Source organism: Rathayibacter sp. AY1C5, assembly GCF_002931705.1.
Taxonomy (GTDB): Bacteria; Actinomycetota; Actinomycetes; order Actinomycetales; family Microbacteriaceae; genus Rathayibacter.
The window spans coordinates 54345-79148 of sequence record NZ_PSWD01000004.1 but is presented as its reverse complement, the minus strand read 5'-3'; the positions used below and the strand labels follow the sequence as shown (position 1 = coordinate 79148).

The window sequence follows — 24804 nt, the reverse complement described above, 5'->3', positions numbered from 1 at the left end:
TCTAGGAGGAGGTGCCGGGGCTCAGGCTCCCTGAGCCACCGCGTCCTCGATCGGGGTGGGACCGGAGACGATCTCCCACGTCTTCGCGATGGAGGTCGGCTGCGCCAGGGCGGCGATCACCGTGGCGGCGACGTCCGCTCGGGGGATGCTCCCCTTCTCGACGGAGGTGCCGAGCGTGATCGTGCCGGTGCCCTCGTCGTCCGTCAGCCCGCCCGGGCGGAGGATCGTGTAGTCGAGGCCGGAGTCGCGCAGTGCCGCGTCGGCGTCGCGCTTGGCCTCGACGTAGGCCTTCCAGCCCTCCTCCGTGTCCTCGGGGAGCGGCTCGTCCACACCGATCGCGCTGACCTGCACGAAGTGCTGGACCCCGACGATCGCGGCGGCCTTCTGGCTGAGGACGGACGCCCCCAGGTCGACGGTGCGCTTGCGCTCCGGGCCCGAGTCGGGTCCGGCTCCGGCGGTGAAGACCATGCCGTCGACGTGGCCCAGCGCCTCGGCGAAGGCCTCGGGCGTCGTGTCCTCGAGGTCGTGCACGAGCGGCTCGCCGCCCAGCCGGACGATGTCCTCGGCGTGATCGGGGTTGCGGATCACTCCGACCGACTCGTGGCCGGCGTCGTAGAGCAGGTGCAGGATCTGCTGCCCCACCTTGCCGTGGGCTCCGATGACGGCGATGCGTGTCATGGACGTTCCTCTCCTCGTCGGGGCGGGTCGCCCCGTGTTCGTGGTCCCCTCCATCCTGCCGCGGCGTCCCTGGACGCCCCCAGGCCTTGACGGCGTCCGGGCGCCGGGCCGTCAGGCGGCGAGGCGGTCGTCGCGTCCGGTGATGGCGAGCAGGCGGCTCTGGAGGGAGGCGGCGTCGTCGACCGGCACGGGCGCGGCGTAGAGGCCGCTCGCGCGCAGGGTCTCCTCCTGGGGTGCGAAGAGCTCCCAGACCGCTGCGACGAGCTCCTCGTCCAGCCGCTCGTCGCTGCCGGTCGCGCGGGCGAGGTCCCAGGCGTGGACGGTCACATCGGCCGTCTGCTCCTGCAGCAGCTCGACGGCGCTGACGGTGTCGCGCCCCAGCTGCACGGTCGCCGCCGGGTCGACGGTGCGGACAGCGACGCGCAGGCGGTCGGTCACGCGGCGCCACTCGCTCCTCAGATCGGTGGCGACGGACTCGAGTCGCAGCGCCGACTCGTCGCCGCCCGAGAGGAGCGTGTGCGCGCGCTGCTGCTCGCGGACGACGTGCAGCACGAGCGCGCGAATGTCCCACTCGGTGTCGGGCGTGGGGGCCGACCAGTCCTCGACGGCGCTCAGCCGGAGCTCGAAGGCGCGGTGTGCGCGGTTCTGCAGATCGAGCCAGCGGCTCATCTCGGCGCCGGGGCCGGTCTCGGTGGCGGTGGGGGAGTCGGGCTGCTCGTGCGTCATGGTCTCTCCGGAGCGTCGTGGTGCTCGGGTCAACCGCGAGTGGTCGGCGCTCATTCCCGGCCGGCCCGGGCGCAGCGGCCGGGAAGCCGATGTCGGTGGTGGGTGCGATCATGTCCGGAGGTGTGGTCGAGCAGGACGGAGCGGCGTGAGCAGGCAGGACGGAGCGGCGTGAGCAGGCAGGACGGCACCGCGTGAGCAAGCAGGACGGCACCGCGTGAGCAAGCAGGACGGCACGGGGCGGCAGGTCACGACCGAGCCCTTCGACGACCCGCGCGCGAGCATCATGCACATCGACATGGACGCGTTCTTCGCCTCCGTCGAGCTGCTCGACCGGCCGGATCTGCGCGGGAGGCCGGTCATCGTGGGCCACCACGGAGCGCGCTCCGTCGTCACAGCGGCGACCTACGAGGCGCGCCGCTACGGCGTCAACTCGGCGATGCCCATGGCGGTCGCCCTCCGCCGCTGCCCGCAGGCCGTGGTCCTCGAGCCGCACATGGAGCGCTACCGCGAGGCCTCTCGCCGCGTCATGGCGATCTTCGACTCCTTCACGCCGCTGGTCGAGCGCCTGAGCATCGACGAGGCGTTCCTCGACGTCGCGGGTGCCCGCCGCATCTCGGGCTCGCCGTTCGCGATCGGCACCGAGATCCGCCGCCGGGTGCACGCCGAGCTCGGGCTGACCTGCTCGGTCGGGATCGCCAGCACCAAGTTCGTCGCCAAGCTCGCCTCCGGCCGCTCCAAGCCCGACGGTCTGCTGGTCGTCCCCGCCGACGGCGTCCGCGAGTTCCTCGATCCGCTGCCCGTGAGCGCGCTGTGGGGAGTCGGCGCGAGCACGGAGGAGGCGCTCGTCCGCCGCGGTCTGCGCACCGTCGCCGACGTCGCGACCACCCCGCTGCCGTCGCTGGTGTCCGCCCTCGGCGAGGCGACCGGGAGGCGCCTGCACGCCCTGGCGAACGGGGTGGATCCGCGGCCGGTCGACACCCGCCAGATCGAGAAGAGCGCCGGACACGAGATCACGTTCGCCGACGACGTGGCCGACCCCGAGCTCGTCCGTCGTGAGCTGCTGCGGCTCTGCGACAAGGTCGCCGTGCGGATGCGCCGCTCGGGAGTGCGCTGCCGCACCGTCGCGGTGAAGGTGCGCTTCGGCGACTTCAGCACCCTCACCCGCTCCCGCACGCTCGTCGAGGCGACGGACGTGGCCCGGGTCCTCTACGAGGCCTCCTCCGCGCTCTTCGAGGCGGCCAACCCGATGCGGCGGCCCGTGCGGCTGATCGGCGTGCGCGGCGAGCAGCTGGTCGAGGGCGACGACGTCGCGTTCTCCCTGTGGAGCGACTCCGACGACTGGCGCGACGCGGAGCTCGCGGTCGACGGCGTGGCCGCCCGCTTCGGCTCCGGGGCCGTGCGTCCCGCCTCGCTCCTGTCCCGGTCGGCTCCCGAGTCGGCAAAGGGGATCGACCTCAGCGACACGCTCGCTACGCGGAACCGATCGTCAGACTGATCGGGCGGTGGTCGGAGCCGTTCGGCGGCAGGACCGCGACGGTCGCGGCGGTGACGCCGTCGGCGAGCGCGTGGTCGAGCGAGACGAGCGGCAGCAGGGACGGCCAGGTCGCCGGGAAGCCGACTCCGCCCGTGCGGACGAGGCCCGCCTCCGCCAGCACCGGAGCGAACAGGTGGTCGTCCGTCGGCGTGTTGAAATCGCCGATGACCAGTGTCCGCTCCGACGCGTCGTCTCGGAGAGCGGTGGCGAGGTTCGAGAGCATGGTGTCCCGCTCCTCGTGGTCGCCCGGCCGGAACGAGGCCAGGTGCACCACGAACAGGCGCGCGCTGCCGACCGGCGTGTCGACGTCGACGGCGAGCGCGCGCTCCCAGCCGAGACCGAGGTCGAGCGGCTCCTCGTCGGTCAGCTCGGTCCGGCTCCAGACGCCGACGGTGCTCGAGACGGACGAGTACGGGTACTCGTCGGCCAGCTCGGCGTCGACCGCGTCCACGGCGTCTCCGTCGAGCTCCTGCAGCGCGATCACGTCGGGGCCGCGGGCGGCGAGCGAGGCGGCCAGCCCACCGGCGTCGCCGCTCGTCTCGATGTTCTGGCTGACGACGGTGAACGAGCCGGAGCGCACGGCCGGCGCCGGAAGCGCGACCGGCAGCACCAGCACGCCGTAGACCGTCGCCAGCACGGTGACCGCGGCCGCCGTCCGGCGCGACCGGAGGGCCGCCGCGGCCGCGATGAGGAGCAGCACGACGAGCCCCGTCCACGGGATCCCGACCTCGAGGACCGACAGCCAGCCGATCGGATCGGGCAGCGCGCGGTGGAAGGCGAGGAAGGCGGCGAGCACGAGGCTCGCGACCGCCACCGCGGCCGAGCGCACGGGGCGGCGGCGGCGGGTGCGGGCGGACATCCGTCGATCATGGCAGCAGGTCCCCGGAGGTCCATGGACGAGTCCTGTGCGCCCCGGCGGGCCGCTTGTCGCCGCGGAGAGCCGCGGAGTACCGTCGCACCATGCCCAACATCGCAGTCTCCCTGGCCGACACCGTCACCACCGCGGGTACCGCGACGATCTACGGCGAGCCCGTCACCGTCGACGGCGTCTCGCTCGTCCCCGTCGCCCTCCGCTGGTTCGGCTTCGGCGGAGGCAGCGGCTCCGAGGACGGCCAGGAGGGCGGCGGCGGAGGCGGCGGCGCCACGGTCATCCCGATCGGCGCCTACATCAAGGACGACCTCGGCCTGCGGTTCCAGCCGAACGTGATCTCGGTCCTCGCCGTCGGCATCCCCTTCGTGTGGGTGACCGGCAAGGCCCTCGCGCGCATCATCCGCGCCCTCAAGAAGTAGCCGGAGCGGCCCCGCGTCAGCTGGCGCGCTGCTGGCGCGCGGGGTACCACTTCTTCTTCGTCCGGCCGAAGCCGACGATCAGCCGCTCGGCGTCGTCCGGCCGGCGGGGGTCGTAGATCACCGCGGCGGGCTCACCGGCCATCCACGCGTCCCCCCGCTTCAGCGGGTACTTTTGCGCGCGCTTCTCCACACCCTCGGCGGTCCGGTAGACGACCAGGAGCCTGCCCAGATCCCGTGCCGAATCGCGATCGCCGCGTGCCGGATCCGGCCCGACGACGCGCGCCGGCACCCGCGTGCCGTAGCTGAGCAGCTCGCGGCGGATCCGCGCACGGCGCTGCCAGAGCAGGGCCTGCAGCAGGACGATCAGCAGCACGGCCAGGACGACGACCACCGACCACGACATGACGTCTATGATTGCCGATGAACACGGGAGTCCGGTGCACCGGGCTGAGAGGAAGGCAGCAGCCTTCGACCGTCGAACCTGATCTGGGTCATGCCAGCGAAGGAACGTTTCGATCTCCTCTTACCAACCCGTGCCCTCCATTCGCTTCCACGAAAGGGCACGTCAGTGCAGAACACGAACGCGCAGAACACGAACGCGCAGAACCTCACCTCCTCCGCCCCGGCCCGGCGCGATCTGCGCTGGCGGGTCGTCGACATCGTGGTGGCGAGCGTCGTCGCCGTCGCGAGCGGGATCGTCTTCTGGGCCTGGGGCCTGGCGACGAACGTCCTCGGCCTCGCCTTCGAGTTCCTGCCCGGGCTCGGCGGGCTCCTCGGCGGCGGCTGGCTCTTCGCCGGCGTCCTCGGCGGCCTGATCATCCGCAAGCCCGGAGCCGCGCTCTACACCGAGCTGGTCGCCGCGGCCGTGTCGGCTCTGATCGGCACCCAGTGGGGCTTTACCGTGCTGATCTCCGGACTCGTGCAGGGACTCGGCGCGGAGATCGTCCTGGCGCTCTTCCTCTACCGCAGCGGCCGTCCGCTCGTCGCGATGCTGGCCGGTGCCGGTGCGGGGCTCGCCCTCGCGATCAACGACCTGCTGTCGTACTACGCCGTCAACGACGCGCTCTTCAAGACCGTCTACGTCGCCTCCTCGATCGTCTCGGGCGCGCTCCTGGCCGGGCTGCTGTCCTGGTTCGCGGTGCGGGGGCTCGCGGCCTCGGGAGCGCTGGACCGCTTCGCCTCCGGGCGCGAGGGCCGGACGGTCGAGGGAGCCGGCGCGGGCGCTCGATGAGCGGCGCTTACGTCCGGGCGCGGGGCTGGAGCTGGCGGCACGCGGGACGCTCCCGCGACGCCCTCTCCGGCCTCGATCTCGCGCTGGAGCCGGGGGAGCGCGTGCTGCTCCTCGGCCCCTCCGGCGCGGGAAAGAGCACGCTGCTGCACGCCCTGGCCGGCGTCCTCGGCGGGGAGGAGGACGGCTCCGCGGCGGGCGAGCTCGAGATCGACGGAGCCGCGCCGCTCACCCGGCGCGGTGTCGCTGGGCTCGTGCTGCAGGATCCGGACACTCAGGCGGTCCTGGCGCGGGTCGGCGACGACGTCGCGTTCGCCTGCGAGAACCTCGGCGTGCCGCGCGAGGAGATCCCCGCGCGGGTGCGGGAGGCACTCGGCGACGTCGGGCTCGACGTGCCGTTGGACCACTCCACCTCGGCGCTCTCGGGCGGGCAGAAGCAGAGGCTCGCCCTGGCGGGTGTGCTCGCCATGCGTCCGCGGCTCCTGCTCCTCGACGAGCCCACCGCCAACCTCGATCCGGACGGTGTACGCGAGGTGCGGGCGGCGGTGGAGCGCACGGCCGCCCGCACGGGGGCGACGCTGATCGTCGTCGAGCACCGGGTCGACGTGTGGGTCGGCCTCGTCGACCGGGTCGTGGTGCTCGGGCGGGACGGCGCGGTCGTCGCCGACGGCGCTCCAGTCGAGGTCCTCGATCGAACGCACGACGTGCTCCGCGCCTCCGGCGTCTGGCTGTCCGGTGACACCCCCGCCCGGCGCGGGGCGAGCGTGCTGCCCTCGCCCGCCGCCCTGAGCGCGCACGACCTCGCCATCGGCCGGCCCGTCCTCGGGCGCCGCCGCTCGACCATCGTGGCCTCGGGGCTCGAGCTCGCCGTCGACTCCGCGCGGGCCACGGCCGTGCTGGGACCCAACGGCGCGGGGAAGTCGACCCTCGCGCTCACGCTGGCCGGTCTCCTGCCGCCGGTCGCGGGGCGGGTGACCGCCTCCGAGTCGCTCCGCGCCGGTGCGGGCCCGGAGCCGATCCGCTGGACCTCGGCTCAGCTCGCCGGACGGATCGCGATGGTGTTCCAAGAGCCGGAGCACCAGTTCCTCACCGCTCGCGTGCGAGCCGAGCTCGCGCTGGGCGCCCGCGACGAGACGGAGCGGCATCGGGCGGAGGAGCTCCTGGAGCGCCTCGGCCTCGCGCACCTCGCCGACGCCAATCCGTTCACCCTCTCCGGAGGCGAGAAGCGGCGCCTGGCCGTCGCGTCCGCCCTCACCCGGTCGCCGTCCGTGCTCGTCCTCGACGAGCCGACGTTCGGGCAGGACCGCCTGACCTGGGAGGTGCTCGTCGACCTCCTCGCCGAGCAGCGCGACGCGGGCACGGCGGTGCTCGCCGTCACCCACGACGAGGCGCTGGTCGCCGCCCTCGCCGACTCGGTCGTCACCCTCGGCGCCCGCGAGGTGGTGTCGGGATGACGCTCCTCGACTCCGTTCCCGCGCGCAGCCGGATCGCCCGGGCCAACCCGGTGGCCAAGCTCCTCGCCAGCCTGGTCATCGCGTTCGCGCTCCTCCTCACGGTCGATGCGGTCTCCGCGGCGACGGCGCTGGCGCTCGAGCTGCTGGTTCTGCCCTTCGCGGGGCTCCGGGCGGGCGAGCTCGTGCGGCGGACGGCTCCCGTCTGGATCGCGGCTCCGCTCGCCGGCCTCTCGACTGTCCTCTACGGTCGCGACAGCGGCGCCGTCTTCGCGGAGTTCCTCATCGTCTCGGTCACGGAGGGATCCGTCGCCCTCGGGCTGGCCATCGCGCTGCGCGTCCTGGCGATCGGACTGCCGAGCGTGGTCCTCATCGCCACCACCGACCCGACGGACCTGGCGGACGGCCTCGCGCAGATCCTGCGCCTGCCCTCGCGCTTCGTGCTCGGCGCTCTCGCCGGCATGCGGCTCGTCGGTCTGCTCGTCGACGACTGGCGCACCCTGTCGATGGCCCGCCGGGCCCGTGGGGTCGCCGACGGCCGCGGGCCCGTCGAGGCGCTCCGCAGCCTCGCGGCCCGCACGTTCTCGCTGCTCGTGCTGGCCATCCGGCGGGGGAGCAGGCTCGCGACGGCGATGGAGGCGAAGGGCTTCGGCTCCGGCGTCCCGCGCACCTGGGCGCGGCAGTCGCGCCTCGGAGCCGGCGACCTCCTGCTGCTCGCGGGCGGAGTGCTGATCGCTGCCGTCGCCGTGACCGCCGCCGTCGTCACCGGCTCCTGGAGCTTCGTCCTGCATGGCTGAGCGGATCCTGCCGCTGACGGATCACACGGCGGGCGACCTCGCCCGCTCCGTGATCGCGCGGCGTCGTCGGACGGTGCTGCTGGACGGACCGAGCGGCTCCGGCAAGTCGACGTTCGCGCGCGCGCTGGTCGAGCAGCTCCGTCTCGCGCCGGCGGCATCGTCGGTCGCGCTCGTGCGGATGGACGACCTCTACCCCGGCTGGACGGGCCTCGACCGGGCGTCGCGGGAGACGGCCGGGACGCTCGTCCGCCCCCACGGCCTCGGCCTCGCGGCGCACTGGCGGCCCTGGAACTGGGCCGCCGGGACGACGGCCGGGCGCCGCGTTGTCCGCGAGCCACTTCTCGTGCTCGAGGGCTGCGGATCGGCCGGCGCCGCCGCGCGCCGCCACGCCGATCTGGTGGTCTGGCTCGAGGCCGACGACGAGGTGCGGCGCGTGCGCGCGCTCGAGCGCGACGGCGAGCTCTTCGCTCCGCACTGGGACGCCTGGGACCGCGACTTCCGCTCCTACTGCGCTCGGGATCGGCCCCGGGAGAACGCCGACCTCGTGCTGGACACGGGCGGCGGGGGAGCGGTGCGCGGCTGAGGGGTCCCCGCCGAGCGCGGCGACGAGCGGATGCCGGTGGGAGGCTCTCCCTCGGCGGCGGTCAGGCCCAGCCGAGCTCGTGCAGCCGGTCGTCGTCGATGCCGTAGAAGTGCGCGATCTCGTGGACGAGCGTGACGTGGATCTCGTCGCGCAGCGCGTCCAGATCGTCGCACGCGGCGAGGTGCGGCTCGCGGAACAGCACGATGCGGTCGGGCATCTCGCCGAAGCCGTAGCGCTCGCGCTCGGTGAGGGCGACGCCGTCGTAGTAGCCGAGCAGATCCAGGGTCCCGTCCTCGGGCCGGTCCTCCACGACGAACACGACGTTGTCGAACCCGTCGACCATGTCGTCCGGGAGCGCGTCGAGCTCGGAGATCACCAGGGCTTCGAAGGCGTCCTCGTCCAGCTCGAGCATCCGGGACCTCTCTGCGTCGGCGATCGCTGCCGGTCGCCGGATGTGCGAAGAGGCCCGGAGTCGGAACTCCGGGCCTCTTCCGCTGCATGCACAGCCACTGGGGTGAGTAACGGGGCTCGAACCCGCGACCTCCTAGACCACAACCAGGCGCTCTGCCAACTGAGCTATACCCACCAGGAGCGTGTTCCGGCGGGGTGACCCGCCGAAGCAACTGTACGAGAGTACTACATCCGCGAGGCGAACTCGTCCACGACGGCGGCCGACACGGCCTGCACCTCGGCGGTGCTCGGCCCCGGCTGCTCCACGAACACGGCACGGCGGTAGTACTGCAGCTCGCGGATGCTCTCGAGGATGTCGGCGAGGGCGCGGTGTCCGCCGTGCTTCTTGGGCGCGTTGAAGTAGATGCGCGGGAACCACCGCCGTGCCAGCTCCTTGATCGTGCTGACGTCGACGTTGCGGTAGTGCAGGTGGCCGTCGAGGCGCGGCATGAACTTCGCGAGGAAGGCGCGGTCGGTGCCGATCGAGTTGCCGGCGAGGGGGGCCTGCTGCTCCGCCGGGACGTGCTTCAGCACGTACTCCAGCACCTCGTACTCGGCCTCCGCGACGCTGACGCCGGAGGGGATCTCGACCAGCAGCCCGGAGGTCTCGTGCATCGACCGGACGAAGTCGCCCATGTTCTCGAGCGCGGTCGCGTCGGGCCGGATGACGAGGGAGAGCCCCTCGTCGAGCGGGTTCAGCTCGAAGTCGGTGACGACGACGGCGATCTCGACGAGCTCGTCGACGGAGAGGTCGAGCCCCGTCATCTCGCAGTCGATCCAGACAAGACGGTCGGGGGCGCTACTCATGCGGGGCAGTCTATCGGCGGCCGCCGACACCCGGTCCGGCCGCCTCGCTCCTCCTACACTGGACCCTCGTGATCACGCTCGCCTGCTGCCTCCTGATCGTCAACGCCGTGTGGAACGCGATCGTCTGGCCGCCCTTCCTCCGCCGCGTCCGCAAGGACCCGCGGGCGCGCGACGCGGACGGCCGCGCGACGACCTTCCTCCGCGTGCACACGGTGCTCATCGGCGTGTCGCTCGCCCTCGCCGTGGTCTCCCTGGTCGTGGGAGTGCTGGGACTCGTCCGGGGCGCCTAGGCCCCGGCGGGCGCGGCCTCTGCGCTTCGGTATCGTGGTCGGAGTCCGCCCCCGTAGCTCAGCGGATAGAGCAGGAGCCTTCTAATCTCTTGGTCGCAGGTTCGATTCCTGCCGGGGGCACCATCGGATCGGGAGCGCGCCGGTCGCCGTCCCTAGTCTTGTCCCGGTGGCGTGCGGATCAGCGTCGACGCCTCGCGCCCGTCCTTCGACCGCGTCGCGGCCTCTCCTCGAGCGGCGCTGCGCTCCTCCGAGGAGTGACGCCCGGCACCCACGGGGTTTTCCTCCGCTCCGGTGACCCTCGGACGAGGACTCGCGGTCGCTCCACCAGTAACACACCGGCAAATCGGAGGCAACACCGGCGTGTTTCCCACCCGAAGGCGTTTGAGTGTCATTCAGGCACCTAGTCTTGGGGTGTCCGGAATTACAACGACGTAACGAACGGAGGTACGACCATGCTGCTCCTCGCCATCCTCGGTGGAATCGCCGTCGCGTGGACGATCGTCGCGGCGCCCCTCGCCGTACTGGTCGGCCGAGTCGCCCGTGCACGTGATGCACACAGCTAGTCAGTACACGCACCGCCCGCACCACGGAGAAGGCCCCGATCGCACTCGCGATCGGGGCCTTCTTCTCGTGGTCGGGAGCACTCAGACCGAGCTGCGCTCCTGGCCTCGGTCGTCGTCCGAGGCGGACCGCTCGAACCGGGCCTCGTCCGCCCGGACGACCGCCTCGTCGTCGGCCGGCACGCCGTCGCGGTCTCCGTCGGCCGGAGCCGACGGCGTCGCGTCGTGCTCCGCGTCCGGCTGCGGCTGGGCGGCAGGAGCCGAGCGCTGCGGGTCGACGGGCGGCAGCTCCTCCACGGGACGCTCGCGCGACGGCACCTCCAGGCGGTCGACGTCGGCGAGCAGGCGGCGGGTCTCCTCCTGCGAGGCGTCCCCGGCCGACGCGGGGAGGACGATCGTGGGCGTCTGCGGGGCTGCAGAGCCGGAGGCGGAGCCCGCGCCGACGACGACCGGTGCGACGGCGGTCGGTGCGGCGGCCGGGGGAGCGGTGCGCTGGGGAGCGGCCTCGGCGGTGCTCGCGGCCCGATCGGACGACGGAGCGGACTCGGCGGAGCGGTCTCGACCCGTCTCCGAGAAGCGCCAGCGCTCGAGGTCGGCGAGGAAGGCCTTCCGGGCGCGCCCGGGCTTGTCCCGCCACTGCACGAGGCGGTCGCGGAACTCGCCCACGCTCGCCTGCGTCTGGTAGCCGCCGGTGCTCGACGTGTGCTTCAGCTCGGCGAGCTCGTGAGCGGCCCAGTTGGCCGCGACTCCGGAGCCCTTGACGGGCAGGAGGCGCAGGTGCGTCTCGGCCTGCGCGGAAGCGCGGTCGCTGAGGACGCGCTCCGGGCTGCTGAGGACGTTCCAGGCCGAGGCGTCGACCGCGGCGTCGACGAGCGTTGCGATGACCGCGTTCTTCCGCTCGTGATCCTGCTGACGGATGAGGCGCGCGATGGACGCTCGGAAGACGGAGGCGATCACGATCGCTCCGACCACCACGGCCAGCAGGACCACAGCGGCCGTGAAGACCGCCTGGTGTCCTTCGCTCGTGCGGATCCAGGACATGAACTCGTTCCACCACTGCATGGGGCGAACGCTATCCGGGGCGGTCGCCGCGGCCCGGTCGGCACGCCGCCGACCGGGCGGATCGGCGCGTCAGGCGACGCGGAAGACCTCGATCGCGTCGTCGACGCTCCAGAACTCGCCGAGCTCGGCGCCGGCGGGCATGCCCGCCCGCAGCAGCCGGGCGCGGTACCGCTCGCCGAGCGGATCCTCGACCAGCTCGATGTGACCGACCACGGCGCCCGAGCCGGTGCTCACGCGCCACAGCCGGGCGTTGACCCGGGTGAGCGTCGGCGGGGTGCGGGTGGCGTGCAGCGTGGACAGGGACATCGGTTCCTCCTGCTCGAGTCTCGGAGCACCCACCGGCCGAGTACTGTCGCAGACTACGGCCGACCACCGACATCCCCGCCGGGGCGTCAGCGCAGGGTCGTGCCGTGCACCGCGAACTCCTCGATCGCGTCGAGCTCCTCCTGCGAGAGGGGGCCGGCGTCCAGCGCGGCGACGTTCTGCTCGAGCTGCGCGACGCTCGACGCGCCGATGATGGCGCTCGTGACGGTGGGCACCCGTAGCACCCAGCTCAGGGCGAGCTGGGCCAGCGACTGGCCGCGCTGCTGCGCGATCGCGTTCAGGCCGCGGGCGCGCGTCAGGTACGCCTCGTCGATCCGGTCGGAGGAGAGGAAGCGCGACGTCGCCGCACGGGACCCCTCCGGCACGGTGCCGTCGAGGTAGCGGTCCGTCAGGAGCCCCTGCGCCAGCGGCGAGAAGACGATGCAGCCGGTGCCGAGCTCGTCGAGCACGGGGAAGAGGCCGTCCTCGGGTCCGCGGTCGAAGAGCGAGTAGCGGGGCTGGTGCAGGAGGAGCGGCACTCCGCTGCCCGCCAGTGCCGCCTGCGCGGCCCGGGTCTGCTCGGGCGAGTAGTTCGAGATGCCGGCGTAGAGCGCCTTGCCCGACTCCACCGCCGAGACGAGAGCGCCCATGGTCTCCTCGATCGGAGTCTCCGGGTCCGGCCGGTGCGAGTAGAAGACGTCCACGTAGTCGACGCCGATCCGCTGCAGGCTCTGGTCGAGCGAGGAGAGCAGGTACTTGCGCGAGCCGCCGTCCCCGTACGGGCCGGGCCACATGTCGTATCCGGCCTTGGACGAGATGACGATCTCGTCTCGGTACGGGCGGAGGTCCTCCGCGAGGATGCGGCCGAAGGCCGTCTCGGCGGCGCCGTAGGGCGGTCCGTAGTTGTTCGCGAGGTCGAAGTGGGTGACGCCCAGGTCGAACGCGCGGCGGAGGATCGCGCGCTGCGTGTCGAGGGAGCGGTCGGATCCGAAGTTGTGCCAGAGGCCCAGCGACAGGGCGGGCAGCAGCAGGCCGCTCCGTCCTGTGCGTCGGTAGTCCATGCGGTCGTAGCGGGCGGGGGCGGCGTCGTAGCTCACGGCGCGACTCTATTGCAGGGGGCGGATCCGCGGAATGCAGGAGGTGGTGAGCGTGTTGGACCGACTGACGCCTCCGGCACCCCGGACGCGTCGACGCGACAGGAAGTGAGTCACACGCAATGAGCACATTCGTACTCGCCGGAGGATGCTTCTGGTGTCTGGACGCCGTCTACCGCGTCCTCGACGGCGTGACCGACGTCGTCTCCGGCTACACCGGCGGCCGCACGACCGAGCCCGACTACGAGGACGTCTGCTCCGGGCGCACCGGCCACGCCGAGGCCGTCGCCGTCACCTTCGACCCCGAGGTCATCCCCGAGCAGGTCGTCCTCGACGTCTTCTTCACCCTTCACGATCCGCGACAGCTGAACCGCCAGGGCAACGACGTCGGCACGCAGTACCGCTCGGCGATGTTCTACTCCTCCGACGAGGAGAAGGAGCTGTTCGAGACCGCGCGCGACCGTGCGTCCGAGTGGTGGGACGGCCCGATCGTCACCGAGATCTCGCCGCTGGGCGTCTACTACCCCGCCGAGGACTACCACCAGGACTTCTTCGCGAAGAACCCGGGCCAGGGCTACTGCATGGCGGTCGCACTGCCCAAGGTGAACAAGATCCGCAAGTCCTACTCGAGGTACATCACCGCGTCGTAACGCTCCTCCACAGGGGACGATCCGCTCGTCCTCTCCCCAGAAGGGCCCGCCTCCACCTCGGAGGCGGGCCCTTCGTCGCGACACTGGCACTGCGGCGCCCGAGCGGTACCAGCCCCCTCCGCCCGGGCGCCGTGCCCGTCGCAGCCGTGGCGGGGCAGGAGTAGAGAGGACACGACCATGACCGACACGCTGACCGTCATCGGGACCATCGGCACCGAGCCCCGGAGCATCGACACCTCCAGCGGCACCGCGATGACCAGCTTCCGGCTCGCCTCGACGCAGCGGCGCTACGACCGCTCGGAGCAGCGCTGGGTCGACGTCTCGACCAACTGGTACACCGTCACCGCGTTCAACGGCCTGGCCGGCAACGCGCTGTCCTCCCTGTCGCGCGGCGACCGGATCCTGGTCACCGGGCGGCTCGGGGTGAGGGCCTGGGAGGCGGGAGGCAAGGCCGGTACCGATGTGGTCCTCACGGCAGAGGGCATCGGGCACGACCTCGCCTGGGGGACCAGCAGCTTCACGAAGACCGTCGGGCGCGCCTCTGCTCCCGCCCCTGCCGCCGAGCCCGCGTGGAGCGAGGAGGCGCCGCGCGAGGGCGCCGCGGCGGGGGACTGGGGCGCGTCGGGCCTTGACCGCGGTGATGCCGCGCCAGAGCCGCCGGTGGCGGCGGGCGTCGGCGGAGGCCCTCCCGGTCTCTCGGTAGGATCCGGGGAGACCCCGTTCTGATCCGGGGGACCGGAGCGAGAGCCGTCCCGGTCGGGAGGAGCCGGGCGTGACACGGAACCGAGCGGCCCGCATCGCGCTCGTGCTCGGCGGTCTCGCCGTCTGCCTCTCCGGCTGCACGTCGCCGTCGGCGCCGGACCCCGTGGTGTCCTCCTCCGCGGCCGAGGCGCCGGCACCGGCGGAGTCCACCGCACCCGTCGCCTTCGTGCCGGGCGGGACGACGGAGCAGAACCTCCCCGTGTTCGAGCAGACCCTTCGCGCGGCGGCCGAGCCCGATCCGGAGGTGAGCGGCTCCAGCGTGGTCGACGCGCTCGTCGCGGCGGGGTTCTCCCGCGAAACGATGCAGCTGACGGCCGACGAGACCTCGGTCGGACTCGACGCGGACTCGGTGCAGGTCTCCGTCAAGCTCGGGGAGTCGTGCCTCATCGGCCAGTACGGCCTGAAGAGCGGCGGGGTGCGGGCGGTGATCGCGGCTCCGATCGCGACCGGCGCCTGCCTGGTCGGCCGGACCGTCCCGATCCAGGGCTGACGCGCCGGCCTCGACCGGGAACCGCTCCGCCATGCGCCCCGGTCGGGGTCGGAAAGGACGAAAGGATCCTCGACAAGGCCCCTCGCCCGTCGAGTCCGAAAAAGCCCGGTGTTCGCTCATCGCTCCTGCAGGACCACTCCGACCGGTACGGATCCGAGCGTGAGCACCGCCTCGTGCGAGCGGACAGGTCGGCGATCCCGGTGGTCGGCGGCGCCCTCCCCTCCCCGGGACGCCGCTCCGCACGGTTAGGCTGCCCGGACCGACACGTGTGCCCCAGCGCGGGCACCGCGACGGACGTGCCGACGGGAGTGCTCGGCACGAGGACCACGACGAGGGGGAACTCGCCATGACCACATCCCGACCGCAGACGACGACGCGAGCGAGGTGGAGGCGCACCGCCATCGCGGTCGCGAGCACGGCAGCCGTCGTCCTCGGAGTGACGACAGGAGCCGGAGCGGCTGCCGCAGCGGAGAAGCGTCTGCTGACGAAGGTCACCCCCTACAACTGGTCGACCACCGAGACGTTCTCGGCCGCTCAGACCGCTCCCGTCGCGGGAGACGTCACCGGGCTCAACGTCACGCTGTCCGACTCCGCCCGGCCGACGGGGAGGTACCCAGCGTTCACGACGTACAACTGGGTGATCGGCGACTACGCCCTCACAGGGGCGGTGGACCTCGACGCCGGGGATCGCACCTTCCGCATCGACCTGAAGCAGCCTCTCTCCTCGTTCGGCGGTGGGACTGTCGCCCTCCAGATCACGGCGCAGAAGCAACCGCTGGAGGAGAACCAGAGTCCGATCGGCCAGCCGGTCGACAGCGGCTTCGAGCTGACCACGTCGGCCACCCTCTCCGTCGCCGGAGCCTCCGGCGCCGGCGGTGTCGGCGGGGTCGACCTCAGCAGCAGCGCACAGACGCTCCAGCGGAGCGCCGCGTACTTCGCGTACGAGAAGGTCGACACGGCTCTGGACGTCAAGGGTGGCGACACCGTCGTCCTCGAGTCCAACCGGGACGGCTTCTACGACCTCCAGGGGCTCGCCGCCTACGTCGGTCCCAGCAGGACCGAGCGGATCCCCGCCCAGGTGGTCGCGGACAACGATCAGTCCAAGGTCACCGTGACGATCCCGTCCAGCGCCTACGACGCCTACAAGGACCGCGTGAGCAGCCTGCTCCAGGTCACCGGCATCAGCAACGGCAGGGTGGAGCAGCCCCGCGGAGCGACCATCACGTCGGACGCCGCGGTCCGTGTGACGGGAAGCGGAGCCACCACCCCGCCGGTCACGCCGTCCCCGACGGCCACCGCGACCACCCCGCCGGTCACGCCGACCCCGACCACTCCTCCGGTCACGCCCACGCCGACCGCAACGCCGACCGCCCCGCCCGCCGGCTCGCCGGCCGTCTCGCGCATCTCGGGCACCGACCGTCAGGGCACCGCGGTCGAGGTGTCCAAGCGCACCTTCCCGGCGAACGTCCCCGTCGTCTACGTCGCCACCGGGCAGAACTTCCCGGACGCGCTCAGCGCCGGACCCGCCGCGGCCAAGGCGGGCGGGCCGCTGCTCCTGGTCGACCGCGACTCGATGAGCCAGGTCGTCCGCACCGAGCTGACGCGTCTCAAGCCCGCGAAGATCGTCGTCGTCGGCTCCGAGCTCAGCGTCGGCAGCCAGGTCTACAACGACCTGGCCGGGTATGCGCCGAAGGGGAAGACCACACGCATCGGCGGAGTCGACCGCTACGACACCTCGAAGCTGATCCTCCAGGACGCCTTCAGGGGCGCCTCCTCGATGGCCTGGCTGGCCACGGGCGAGAAGTTCCCCGACGCCCTGAGCGCCAGCGCCGCAGCCGGCGCGAATCGCGCTCCGGTGGTGCTGACCAACGGAACCGGCTCCACGGTGGACCCCCTCACCCAGCAGATCATCAGCGGCCTCAAGGTCAGTAGCTTGACGATCGCGGGCTCGACGCTCTCGGTCAGCGCCGGCATCGAGCGCTCGATCACGGGCCCGGTGATCACCCGCATCGGCGGGACCGACCGGTACGACACCTCGGAGAAGCTGAACAAGGCGGCCTTCACCTCGGCGACGACCGTCTACCTCGCGACCGGTGAGAAGTTCCCCGACGCCCTGGCCGGAGCCACGGCGGCGGGCTACACCAGGAGCCCGCTCTTCGCGGTCCAGCCCACCTGCGTGCCCCGGGCGGTCCTCGCCGACATCACCGCGTCCAAGGCGACGCAGGTGATCCTGCTCGGCAGCACGGACACGCTGTCCGAGGCGGTGGAGCGCCTGACGCCCTGCAGCTGATCCGCACCGTCGTCCGCTGACGCGATCCGCCCTCCCCACCGGCCCGGCCGGAGCGGAGGGCGGTTCGCGTTCAGGCGCTCCCTCCGACGCGGACCGGCGAGTTCCCGTTATCCTCGACTGGTGCGGACGGTCCCGCGGCCTGCGCTCCGCGTCGGCCGGGGCCCGGCGTCCCGCCCCGGTCCGAGCCTCCGTCAGCGCCTCCGCGCGGAGCAGGGGACCGGCGGGCGACCCGACTCCGCGCAGACCGACGGACTTGAGGACTGGGCATGGCTGAATACATCTACTCGATGGTGCGCGCGCGGAAGGCGGTCGGCGACAAGCTGATCCTGGACGACGTCACCATGTCGTTCCTGCCGGGAGCGAAGATCGGCGTGGTCGGGCCCAACGGCGCCGGCAAGTCGACGATCCTGAAGATCATGGCGGGGCTGGACACGCCGAGCAACGGCGAGGCGCGGCTCAGCCCGGGCTACACCGTCGGCATCCTGATGCAGGAGCCCGAGCTCGACGAGACCAAGACGGTGCTCGAGAACGTCCAGGAGGGCGTGGGCGAGATCAAGGGCAAGATCGACCGCTTCAACGAGATCTCCCTCGCGATGGCCGACCCGGACGCCGACTTCGACAGCCTCCTCGCCGAGATGGGGACCCTGCAGGAGGCGATCGACGCCGCCGACGCCTGGGACCTGGACTCGCAGCTGGAGCAGGCGATGGACGCGCTGCGCACCCCGCCGGGGGACTCCCTCGTCACCAACCTCTCGGGTGGCGAGAAGCGCCGCGTGGCGCTCACCAAGCTCCTCCTGCAGAAGCCCGACCTGCTGCTGCTCGACGAGCCCACCAACCACCTCGACGCCGAGAGCGTGCTCTGGCTCGAGCAGTTCCTCTCGAAGTACCCCGGCGCCGTGCTCGCCGTCACCCACGACCGGTACTTCCTCGACAACGTCGCGGAGTGGATCGCCGAGGTCGATCGCGGACACCTCTACCCCTACGAGGGCAACTACTCGACGTACCTCGAGAAGAAGAGCGCCCGCCTGGAGGTCCAGGGCAAGAAGGACGCCAAGCTCGCCAAGCGGCTCACCACCGAGCTCGACTGGGTGCGCAGCAACGCCAAGGGCCGTCAGGCCAAGTCGAAGGCGCGCCTGGCGCGCTACGAGGAGATGGCGGCCGAGGCCGAGAAGACGCGCGTGCTCGACTTCGAGGAGATCGTCATCCCGGTGGGCCCCCGTCTGGGCTCCCAGGTCATCGACGCGAAGAAGCTGCACAAGCAGTTCGGCGAGCGCGTCCTCATCGACGACCTCAGCTTCACGCTGCCCCGCAACGGCATCGTCGGCGTCATCGGCCCGAACGGCGTCGGCAAGACCACGCTCTTCAAGACGATCGTCGGCTTCGAGCCGCTCGACTCGGGCGACCTGAAGATCGGCGAGACGGTCGACATCTCCTACGTCGACCAGAGCCGCGGCGGCATCGACCCGCAGAAGAACCTGTGGGAGGTCGTCTCCGACGGGCACGACTACATCACCGTCGGGAAGACCGAGATCCCCTCCCGCGCCTACGTCTCGCAGTTCGGCTTCAAGGGCCCGGACCAGCAGAAGAAGGCCGGCGTCCTCTCCGGTGGCGAGCGGAACCGCCTTAACCTCGCGCTGACGCTCAAGCAGGGCGGCAACCTGCTCCTGCTCGACGAGCCCACCAACGACCTGGACGTCGAGACCCTGGGCAGCCTCGAGAACGCGCTCCTCGAGTTCCCGGGCTGCGCCGTGGTCATCACGCACGACCGGTGGTTCCTCGACCGGATCGCGACGCACATCCTCGCCTACGAGGGCACCGAGGAGGATCCGGCCAACTGGTACTGGTTCGAGGGCAACTTCGAGGCGTACGAGGAGAACAAGATCGAGCGCCTCGGCCCGGACGCGGCGAAGCCGCACCGCTCCGCGTACCGCAAGCTCACCCGCGACTGATGCGCCTGCACGTCGCCATCCCGCTGCGCTGGTCGGACTTCGACGCCTACGCGCACGTGAACAACGCCGAGATGCTGCGCCTGCTCGAGGAGGCGCGCATCCAGGCGTTCTGGAAGCCGGACTCGCCGCAGCCCGGCGGGATGGCGACGGCGGTGCTCGACGCACGGCCGGGCGCCGAGTCGATCAGCCTCATCGCCCGGCAGGAGATCGAGTACCTCGCGCCGATCCCGTACATGCGCGCGCCGATCGACGTGGAGCTGTGGATCGGGCGGATCGGCGGGGCGAGCCTCGAGGTCTGCTACGAGCTCTACTCGCCCGCCGGCGTCGTCCCGCGGGTGCTCTTCACGAAGGCGGCCACCACTCTGGTGCTGGTCACGGCCGCGACGGGCAGGCCCCAGCGCATCCCGGAGGAGCTCCGCGAGGCGTGGGGCCCCTACGTCGAGGAGCCCATCACCTTCTCGAAGCGGGGCTGAGCTCAGCCCAGGGGGACGCGGACCATGCCCTCCTGGGCGACGCTCGCCACGAGCACGCCCTCCTGCGTGTAGATGCGCCCGAGCGAGAGCCCGCGTCCGCCGGACGCGCTCGGCGCCTCCTGCACGTAGAGGAGCCACTGGTCCACGCGCGCGGGGCGGTGCCACCACATCGCGTGGTCGAGACTCGCGATCCGCAGGCCGGGCGTCGTCCAGGCCGCACCGTGTCGGCGGAGCGTGGATTCGAGGATCGTGTAGTCGCTCGCGTAGGCGAGGGCGGCGCGGTGCAGCATCGGATCGTCCGGCAGTGGTCCGAGCGAGCGCATCCACACGCTCTGGTGCGCGACCCGCTCGGGGTCAGCCCGGAGGTACACCGGCTGCTCGACGTGCCGCACGTCGAAGGGGCGCTGCGTGGCCCAGAAGCTGCCGACCGGGTGGTCGACCCCCGCGAGGATCTCGGCGGTGCTCGGCAGCGACTCCGGGTCGGGGATCCCCTCCGGCATCGGCGCCTGGTGGTCGAGGCCCTCGTCCTCGGTCTGGAACGAGGCGATCATCGAGAGGATGGGGCGTCCGTTCTGGTAGGCCTGCGTCCGACGGGTGCAGAAGGAGCGCCCGTCGTGGATCCGGTCGACCGAGAACGTGATCGGCAGGGAGACGTCTCCGGGGCGGAGGAAGTACCCGTGCATCGAGTGCACGGAGCGCCCCTCGACGGTGCGACCGGCCGCGATGAGCGACTGCGCGAGGACCTGGCCGCCGAAGACCCGCCCCTCGGGCATCCACTGCGAGGGACCCGTCGAGATGTCCTCGCTGGTGCGGGCGCCGGTGTCCGTCAGGTCGAGCGCGGTGAGGAACGAGGACAGGGGATCGGGCACGGTACCTCCGGGGTGTCGGGCGGTCGGGCGAGCGGCCTCGGGTAAGTTTATCGACGCGATGAGTTCGTCCTTCTCCCTGGCGGATCCGCCCAGCCTGTCGGATCTGCGCGTCTTCCTCGGCCGTTCGGCCCGGGTCGAGGACGGTGCGGTCCGGCTCCTCGCCGACGACCACGTGCTGGCCGCCTACACGCCGATCCTCCAGCCCCGCGGTCTGCTCGACCGCTCCGCGACCGTGCTGGGCCTGCGCGTCTTCGCGCTCGACGAGCCCGCCGGCTTCGACCGGGTCGTGCCGATCCGTGCGCTGTCGGACCGCCTCGCCCGCCTGCAGTGGGAGCCGGGCGGAGCGGACGGCAAGCCGGTCGTCCTGCCCGACGGCGACGACGCGACGGCGGGGCCCTGGGCGGGCGTCTCCCCGCCCCGCGGCGGCTGGACCCGGCGCGAGCCCGTGGACCCGGGCTTCCTGGAGCGCGTCGCGCGCGAGGGGATCGACGAGATCGCGGCGGCCGTCGGCTCCGAGACGGGCGAGCAGATCGTCGGCCGCGTGCGGTCGAGCGTCTGGGGCCGCCCGCTCGACGGCCTCGAGGACGTCCCGGCGGGAGCGGCGTTCGCCCTCTTCGCGCTCGGGTTCCTCGGCGCCGACGACCCGGTCGCCCTGCTCGAGAGCGGCGCCTGGCGCCGCCTCACCTCACGGCGCGGACACGTGCTGGTCCGCACCCCGGGCTGAGCGGCTACTCCTCGAAGGTGTTCACCATCGCGTGGGCGGCGCGCTCCAGGTAGTCCCAGAGCAGGGCGTCGTCGGCCGGAGCGAGCTCGAGATCGTCGACGGCCGTCCGCATGTGCTGGAGCCAGTGGTCGCGGGCCTCGGGGTTGATCCGGAACGGCTGGTGCCGCATCCGCAGGCGCGGGTGGCCGCGCTCCTCGCTGTAGGTGCCCGGGCCGCCCCAGTACTGCTCGAGGAAGCCGGTCAGCCGCTGGATCGCGCCCTCGAGGTCGTGCTCGGGGTACATCGGCCAGAGGACCTCGTCCTCGCGGACGCCCTCGTAGAAGCGGCGGACCAGGCGCTCGAACGTCGGCCGGCCGCCGATGTGCTCCCAGAAGCTGCGCAGCGGAGGCGTGCCGCCGATCTGCAGGCCGCTCACGAGCGCGCTCCGGTCGGGCCGGAGGTGCCGCCGCCGTCCTGGGGCGGCGTCCCGCTCCCGCGCCGCAGCGCGCGGGGGAGCCGCACGGGCTTGCCGTGCTCGGTGCTGATCGTGGGGGAGGGCGTGGTCCGCGGCGGTTTGGCGCCTCCGACGCTCGTCGCCCCCTCGAAGCCCTCGAGGACGACGGTGGCCAGCGAGGGGAGCTTCACGTCGAGCGCGTCGAGCGACTTCTTCAGGCGCAGGCGCAGCTCGCGGGCGACGTCGTCCTTGGCGGTGGTGCGGGTCTTGACCACGACCCGGATGACCAGGGCGTCGTCGGCGATGGACTCCAGGCCCCAGAGCTCGGGCTTGTCGATGATCCGGGCCCGCCAGCGACTGCTCGCCGCCAGCTCGTTCGCGGTCGCGAGGACCGTGGACTGCACCTGCTCGAGGTCCGTCTCGTAGGGCACGGCCAGGTCGACGATGACGCGCGACCAGCCCTGCGACATGTTCCCGACCCGGACGATCTCGCCGTTGCGGACGAACCAGAGGGTGCCGTTGACGTCGCGGATCTGCGTCACCCGGACGCCGACCGACTCGACCACGCCCGTCGCCTGCCCGGTGTCGACGACGTCGCCGACCCCGAGCTGGTCCTCTGCGACCATGAACAGCCCGTTCAGGACGTCCTTGACGATGTTCTGCGCGCCGAAGCCGAGGCCCGCGCCGAGGGCGGCCGTCAGCAGGGCGAAGGAGCCGATGAGGTCCTTGTCGATCGTCGTCACGATCATGACCAGGGCGATGACGACGATCAGGATCGAGCTCAGGTTGTTGAGGATCGACCCGAGCGTGCGCGTGCGCTGCACCACCCGCACGGCCGCGAGCGGCGACGCGGCGATCGACTGGGTGTCCTCGACGCGCTGGCGGCGCTTCACTCCCGACACGATCTGATCGACGACGCGGCCGATCACGAAGTGGGCGATGACGCGCACCAGCAGCGCGCCCAGCACGATCCCGAGGATCGCGACCACCTTCCAGAAGGGCTCGGACTCGAAGAAGGAGACGGTGGCGGCGACAGGGTCCGGCGTGGAGGTCTGAAGAAGCAGCATGACCGCTCCAGGCTACGGGACGCCTCTCTCCGAGACGGGTGCACGAGCCCCGAGCGCGTATAGATTCGAGGCGGGTCCGCTCGGACCCGGACACCGCCCTGGGAAGGACGCCCGATGCTCCACTCCACCCGGACTCCCGCCGAGAAGCGCCGCCTCTTCCGCGAGCGCCTCGCCTCGGGCGAGCTGCTGCAGCTGCCCGGCGCGTTCACTCCGCTCTCCGCGCGCCTCATCGAGGCGAAGGGCTTCGACGGGATCTACGTCTCGGGCGCCGTGCTCTCGGCCGAGCTGGGGCTGCCGGACATCGGGCTCACCACGCTCAGCGAGGTGGCCGGCCGCTCGCAGCAGATCGCGCGCCTGACCGACCTGCCGGTCCTCGTCGACGCGGACACCGGCTTCGGCGAGCCGCTGAACGTCGCGCGCACGGTGCAGATGCTCGAGGACGCCGGAGTCGCGGGGCTGCACATCGAGGACCAGGTGAACCCCAAGCGCTGCGGGCACCTCGACGGCAAGGCGGTCGTCGACGAGGCGACCTCGGTGCGGAGGATCGCGGCGGCCGTCGACGCGCGCCGCGACTCCGATCTGGTGATCATGGCCCGCACCGACATCCGCGCCCTCGACGGCCTGCCGGCCGCGATCAACCGCGCCAAGCGCCTCGTCGACGCCGGAGCCGACGCGGTGTTCCCCGAGGCGATGCGCGACCTGTCCGAGTTCGAGGCCGTGCGCGCCGCGATCGACGTGCCGATCCTCGCCAACATGACCGAGTTCGGCAAGAGCGAGCTGTTCACCGCGCAGCAGCTCGCCGACGTCGGCGTGAACGTCGTGATCCACCCGGTCTCGCTGCTCCGGATCGCGATGGGCGCCGCGATGCGGGCTCTCGACGCGCTCAAGGCGGAGGGCTCGCTCCGCTCGGAGGTCCCGGGCATGCAGACGCGCGCCGAGCTCTACGAGCTCCTCGACTACGCCTCGTACAGCCGCTTCGACGAGGGCGTCTTCGACTTCTCGCTCGCCGACCACTACGGCGCCTGAGCGCGCCGACCCGCATGAACCGGCGGCGCTCCCCGGCGCCGCCGCCCGCCTCTCGCGAAGGAGCGAAGGATGAGCACGACCGATCAGGACATCCGCAAGGGACTCGTGGGGGTCGTCGTCGACACGACGGCCGTCTCGAAGGTCGACCCGGCGTCGAACTCGCTGCTCTACCGCGGCTACCCCGTGCAGGAGCTCGCGGCGGGGACCTCGTTCGAGGACGTGGCCTGGCTGCTCTGGCACGGCGAGCTCCCCACTGCGGAGGAGACGGCCGGGCTGGCCGCCGTGGAGCGGGCCCACCGCGCCCTGGCCCCCGAGGTGCGCACCGTGATCGACCTGCTGCCGCTGTCGGCGCACCCGATGGACGTCGTGCGGACGGCGGTGAGCGTCCTGGGCGCGCTCGAGGAGGATCCGGACGCCGACGCTCCCGAGGCCGTGCTGGAGCGCTCCGTGCGGCTCTGGGCGGCACTGCCGGCGATCGTCGCCTACGCTCAGCGCCGCCTGCGCGGCCTCGAGCCGATCGAGCCGCGCGACGACCTCGACTACTCCGAGAACTTCCTCTGGACGACCTTCGGCGAGGTGCCGGAGCCGGTCGTCGTCGACGCGTTCCGCGTCTCGCTGGTGCTCTACGCCGAGCACTCCTTCAACGCCTCGACCTTCACGGCCCGCGTCGTGACGTCGACGCTGTCGGACGTCCACTCCGCCGTGACCGCCGCCGTGGGAGCGCTCAAGGGACCGCTCCACGGCGGGGCGAACGAGGCCGTGCTGCACGTGCTCGACGAGGTCGGCACCGGACCGGAGGCGGACCGGCGGTCCCGCGAGTGGCTCGCCGAGGCTCTCGGACAGCGCCGGAAGGTCATGGGGTTCGGCCACCGGGTCTACAAGTCGGGCGACTCGCGGGTGCCGACCATGGACGCCGCTCTCCGGCGGCTCGCCGAGCACGAGGGGGCCGGCGAGATGATGGAGCTGTACGACGCCCTGGCCGCGGCGATGGCCGAGCGGACGGGCATCCTGCCGAACCTCGACTACCCGTCCGGCCCCGCCTACCGGCTGATGGGCTTCGACACCGGGATCTTCACTCCGCTGTTCGTCGCCGCGCGGGTGGTGGGCTGGACGGCCCACGTGATCGAGCAGCGGGGCTCGAACGCGCTCATCCGGCCGCTGTCCGCCTATGACGGGCCGGAGCGCCGCTCGGTCCCGCAGCGCTAGGCGCCGGGAACG

At 72.2% G+C, this 24804-nt stretch carries 28 protein-coding genes, 2 tRNA genes and 1 riboswitch; of the genes, 17 read left to right on the top strand and 13 right to left on the bottom strand.

Translation table 11 applies throughout. From position 1 onward, the window contains the following. Nucleotides 1–21: 21 nt before the first annotated feature. Nucleotides 22–678: an SDR family oxidoreductase gene (locus C5C57_RS05265; RefSeq protein WP_104223727.1), complete on the bottom strand. Its 657-nt coding sequence runs from the start codon at nucleotides 676–678 to the stop codon at nucleotides 22–24. A 111-nt stretch (nucleotides 679–789) separates the two neighbouring features. Beyond that, a complete protein-coding gene (locus C5C57_RS05260; RefSeq protein ID WP_258071963.1) occupies nucleotides 790–1404 on the bottom strand; it encodes a TIGR03086 family metal-binding protein in 615 nt (204 codons plus the stop codon). 214 nt (nucleotides 1405–1618) lie between these two features. Here C5C57_RS05260 and dinB point away from each other — a divergent pair, with 214 nt between their 5' ends. Continuing rightward, nucleotides 1619–2899 (top strand): DNA polymerase IV, encoded by a 1281-nt coding sequence (dinB, locus tag C5C57_RS05255; RefSeq protein ID WP_104247311.1) that lies wholly within the window; start codon nucleotides 1619–1621, stop codon nucleotides 2897–2899. Here dinB and C5C57_RS05250 read toward each other — a convergent pair. Further along, on the bottom strand, nucleotides 2874–3797 hold the full coding sequence (locus C5C57_RS05250) for an endonuclease/exonuclease/phosphatase family protein (RefSeq protein ID WP_104247310.1): 924 nt from the start codon (nucleotides 3795–3797) through the stop codon (nucleotides 2874–2876). The genes dinB and C5C57_RS05250 overlap by 26 nt on opposite strands. Nucleotides 3798–3898: 101 nt before the next feature. Between C5C57_RS05250 and C5C57_RS05245 the strand changes: the two genes are divergently transcribed. Then, nucleotides 3899–4228, top strand: coding sequence for a hypothetical protein (locus C5C57_RS05245; protein ID WP_104223724.1), 330 nt, complete (start codon nucleotides 3899–3901; stop codon nucleotides 4226–4228). A 16-nt stretch (nucleotides 4229–4244) separates the two neighbouring features. Here the strand turns inward: C5C57_RS05245 and C5C57_RS05240 are convergent, their stop codons facing one another. Continuing rightward, nucleotides 4245–4631: a DUF3592 domain-containing protein gene (locus C5C57_RS05240; protein WP_104223723.1), complete on the bottom strand. Its 387-nt coding sequence runs from the start codon at nucleotides 4629–4631 to the stop codon at nucleotides 4245–4247. A 14-nt stretch (nucleotides 4632–4645) separates the two neighbouring features. Next, nucleotides 4646–4753, top strand: a riboswitch (TPP riboswitch). A 43-nt stretch (nucleotides 4754–4796) separates the two neighbouring features. On the opposite strand from C5C57_RS05240, the gene C5C57_RS05235 reads away from it, so the two are divergent. From C5C57_RS05235 to C5C57_RS05220, 4 genes are read left to right on the top strand one after another with little or no spacing between them, the layout of a single operon-like run. Continuing rightward, nucleotides 4797–5459 (top strand): ECF transporter S component, encoded by a 663-nt coding sequence (locus tag C5C57_RS05235; RefSeq protein WP_104226742.1) that lies wholly within the window; start codon nucleotides 4797–4799, stop codon nucleotides 5457–5459. Beyond that, entirely contained in the window at nucleotides 5456–6910 is a 1455-nt protein-coding gene (locus tag C5C57_RS05230; protein ID WP_104247309.1) for an ABC transporter ATP-binding protein, read from the top strand. The genes C5C57_RS05235 and C5C57_RS05230 overlap by 4 nt, the downstream gene beginning before the upstream one ends. Further along, nucleotides 6907–7704: an energy-coupling factor transporter transmembrane protein EcfT gene (locus C5C57_RS05225; protein WP_104232521.1), complete on the top strand. Its 798-nt coding sequence runs from the start codon at nucleotides 6907–6909 to the stop codon at nucleotides 7702–7704. The genes C5C57_RS05230 and C5C57_RS05225 overlap by 4 nt, the downstream gene beginning before the upstream one ends. Further along, nucleotides 7697–8287 carry an AAA family ATPase gene (locus C5C57_RS05220; protein ID WP_219812622.1) on the top strand — a complete coding sequence of 197 codons (591 nt, stop codon included), beginning with the start codon at nucleotides 7697–7699 and terminating at the stop codon, nucleotides 8285–8287. Before C5C57_RS05225 ends, C5C57_RS05220 begins: the two co-directional genes overlap by 8 nt. 61 nt (nucleotides 8288–8348) lie before the next feature. Here C5C57_RS05220 and C5C57_RS05215 read toward each other — a convergent pair whose 3' ends face one another. The 3 genes from C5C57_RS05215 to orn form a co-directional block, all read right to left on the bottom strand. Beyond that, entirely contained in the window at nucleotides 8349–8699 is a 351-nt protein-coding gene (locus C5C57_RS05215; protein ID WP_104297373.1) for a metallopeptidase family protein, read from the bottom strand. 98 nt (nucleotides 8700–8797) lie between these two features. Beyond that, nucleotides 8798–8873 (bottom strand) — tRNA-His (locus tag C5C57_RS05210). Nucleotides 8874–8923: 50 nt separating this feature from the next. Beyond that, entirely contained in the window at nucleotides 8924–9544 is a 621-nt protein-coding gene (orn, locus tag C5C57_RS05205; RefSeq protein ID WP_104223718.1) for an oligoribonuclease, read from the bottom strand. A 68-nt stretch (nucleotides 9545–9612) separates the two neighbouring features. Between orn and C5C57_RS05200 the strand changes: the two genes are divergently transcribed. Continuing rightward, a complete protein-coding gene (locus tag C5C57_RS05200) occupies nucleotides 9613–9834 on the top strand; it encodes an SCO4848 family membrane protein (protein WP_104223717.1) in 222 nt (73 codons plus the stop codon). A gap of 47 nt (nucleotides 9835–9881) precedes the next feature. After that, nucleotides 9882–9957, top strand: a tRNA-Arg gene (locus tag C5C57_RS05195). A 521-nt stretch (nucleotides 9958–10478) separates the two neighbouring features. On the opposite strand, the gene C5C57_RS05190 is transcribed toward C5C57_RS05195, so the two are convergent. The 3 genes from C5C57_RS05190 to C5C57_RS05180 all read right to left on the bottom strand — a co-directional run bounded on the left by C5C57_RS05190 (nucleotide 10479) and on the right by C5C57_RS05180 (nucleotide 12856). Continuing rightward, entirely contained in the window at nucleotides 10479–11456 is a 978-nt protein-coding gene (locus C5C57_RS05190; RefSeq protein ID WP_104247308.1) for a hypothetical protein, read from the bottom strand. 69 nt (nucleotides 11457–11525) lie between these two features. After that, on the bottom strand, nucleotides 11526–11762 hold the full coding sequence (locus C5C57_RS05185; RefSeq protein WP_104223715.1) for a hypothetical protein: 237 nt from the start codon (nucleotides 11760–11762) through the stop codon (nucleotides 11526–11528). Nucleotides 11763–11848: 86 nt separating this feature from the next. Further along, the gene (locus C5C57_RS05180; protein WP_104247307.1) at nucleotides 11849–12856 is read right to left on the bottom strand and encodes an aldo/keto reductase; all 1008 of its coding nucleotides are present in this window, start codon (nucleotides 12854–12856) and stop codon (nucleotides 11849–11851) included. A gap of 119 nt (nucleotides 12857–12975) precedes the next feature. Between C5C57_RS05180 and msrA the strand changes: the two genes are divergently transcribed. The 6 genes from msrA to C5C57_RS05150 all read left to right on the top strand — a co-directional run bounded on the left by msrA (nucleotide 12976) and on the right by C5C57_RS05150 (nucleotide 19467). Beyond that, nucleotides 12976–13503 (top strand): peptide-methionine (S)-S-oxide reductase MsrA, encoded by a 528-nt coding sequence (gene msrA, locus C5C57_RS05175; RefSeq protein WP_104247306.1) that lies wholly within the window; start codon nucleotides 12976–12978, stop codon nucleotides 13501–13503. 177 nt (nucleotides 13504–13680) lie between these two features. Then, a complete protein-coding gene (locus tag C5C57_RS05170) occupies nucleotides 13681–14229 on the top strand; it encodes a single-stranded DNA-binding protein (protein WP_104297372.1) in 549 nt (182 codons plus the stop codon). A gap of 46 nt (nucleotides 14230–14275) precedes the next feature. Next, a complete protein-coding gene (locus C5C57_RS05165; RefSeq protein WP_104297371.1) occupies nucleotides 14276–14755 on the top strand; it encodes a DUF6993 domain-containing protein in 480 nt (159 codons plus the stop codon). A 346-nt stretch (nucleotides 14756–15101) separates the two neighbouring features. Then, nucleotides 15102–17045, top strand: a complete 1944-nt coding sequence (locus tag C5C57_RS05160; protein ID WP_104247303.1) for a cell wall-binding repeat-containing protein — start codon at nucleotides 15102–15104, stop codon at nucleotides 17043–17045. A gap of 266 nt (nucleotides 17046–17311) precedes the next feature. Then, nucleotides 17312–18994, top strand: coding sequence for an energy-dependent translational throttle protein EttA (ettA, locus tag C5C57_RS05155; RefSeq protein ID WP_104223708.1), 1683 nt, complete (start codon nucleotides 17312–17314; stop codon nucleotides 18992–18994). Continuing rightward, a complete protein-coding gene (locus C5C57_RS05150; protein WP_104223707.1) occupies nucleotides 18994–19467 on the top strand; it encodes a thioesterase family protein in 474 nt (157 codons plus the stop codon). Before ettA ends, C5C57_RS05150 begins: the two co-directional genes overlap by 1 nt. A 2-nt stretch (nucleotides 19468–19469) precedes the next feature. On the opposite strand, the gene C5C57_RS05145 is transcribed toward C5C57_RS05150, so the two are convergent. Beyond that, entirely contained in the window at nucleotides 19470–20336 is an 867-nt protein-coding gene (locus C5C57_RS05145) for an acyl-CoA thioesterase II (RefSeq protein ID WP_244230637.1), read from the bottom strand. 58 nt (nucleotides 20337–20394) lie between these two features. On the opposite strand from C5C57_RS05145, the gene C5C57_RS05140 reads away from it, so the two are divergent. Continuing rightward, the gene (locus C5C57_RS05140) at nucleotides 20395–21060 is read left to right on the top strand and encodes a hypothetical protein (RefSeq protein ID WP_104247302.1); all 666 of its coding nucleotides are present in this window, start codon (nucleotides 20395–20397) and stop codon (nucleotides 21058–21060) included. A 4-nt stretch (nucleotides 21061–21064) separates the two neighbouring features. Here the strand turns inward: C5C57_RS05140 and C5C57_RS05135 are convergent, their stop codons facing one another. Together C5C57_RS05135 and C5C57_RS05130 are read right to left on the bottom strand one after the other, a co-directional pair. Beyond that, nucleotides 21065–21475: a globin gene (locus C5C57_RS05135; protein ID WP_279630823.1), complete on the bottom strand. Its 411-nt coding sequence runs from the start codon at nucleotides 21473–21475 to the stop codon at nucleotides 21065–21067. Beyond that, nucleotides 21472–22560 (bottom strand): mechanosensitive ion channel family protein, encoded by a 1089-nt coding sequence (locus C5C57_RS05130; RefSeq protein ID WP_104223705.1) that lies wholly within the window; start codon nucleotides 22558–22560, stop codon nucleotides 21472–21474. The genes C5C57_RS05135 and C5C57_RS05130 overlap by 4 nt, the downstream gene beginning before the upstream one ends. Before the next feature lie 114 nt (nucleotides 22561–22674). On the opposite strand from C5C57_RS05130, the gene prpB reads away from it, so the two are divergent. Both prpB and C5C57_RS05120 read left to right on the top strand, forming a co-directional pair. Beyond that, complete coding sequence (gene prpB / locus C5C57_RS05125; RefSeq protein ID WP_104273182.1) at nucleotides 22675–23586, top strand: methylisocitrate lyase; 912 nt, start codon at nucleotides 22675–22677, stop codon at nucleotides 23584–23586. A 69-nt stretch (nucleotides 23587–23655) separates the two neighbouring features. Continuing rightward, nucleotides 23656–24792, top strand: a complete 1137-nt coding sequence (locus C5C57_RS05120; protein WP_104267232.1) for a bifunctional 2-methylcitrate synthase/citrate synthase — start codon at nucleotides 23656–23658, stop codon at nucleotides 24790–24792. Nucleotides 24793–24804: the final 12 nt, after the last annotated feature.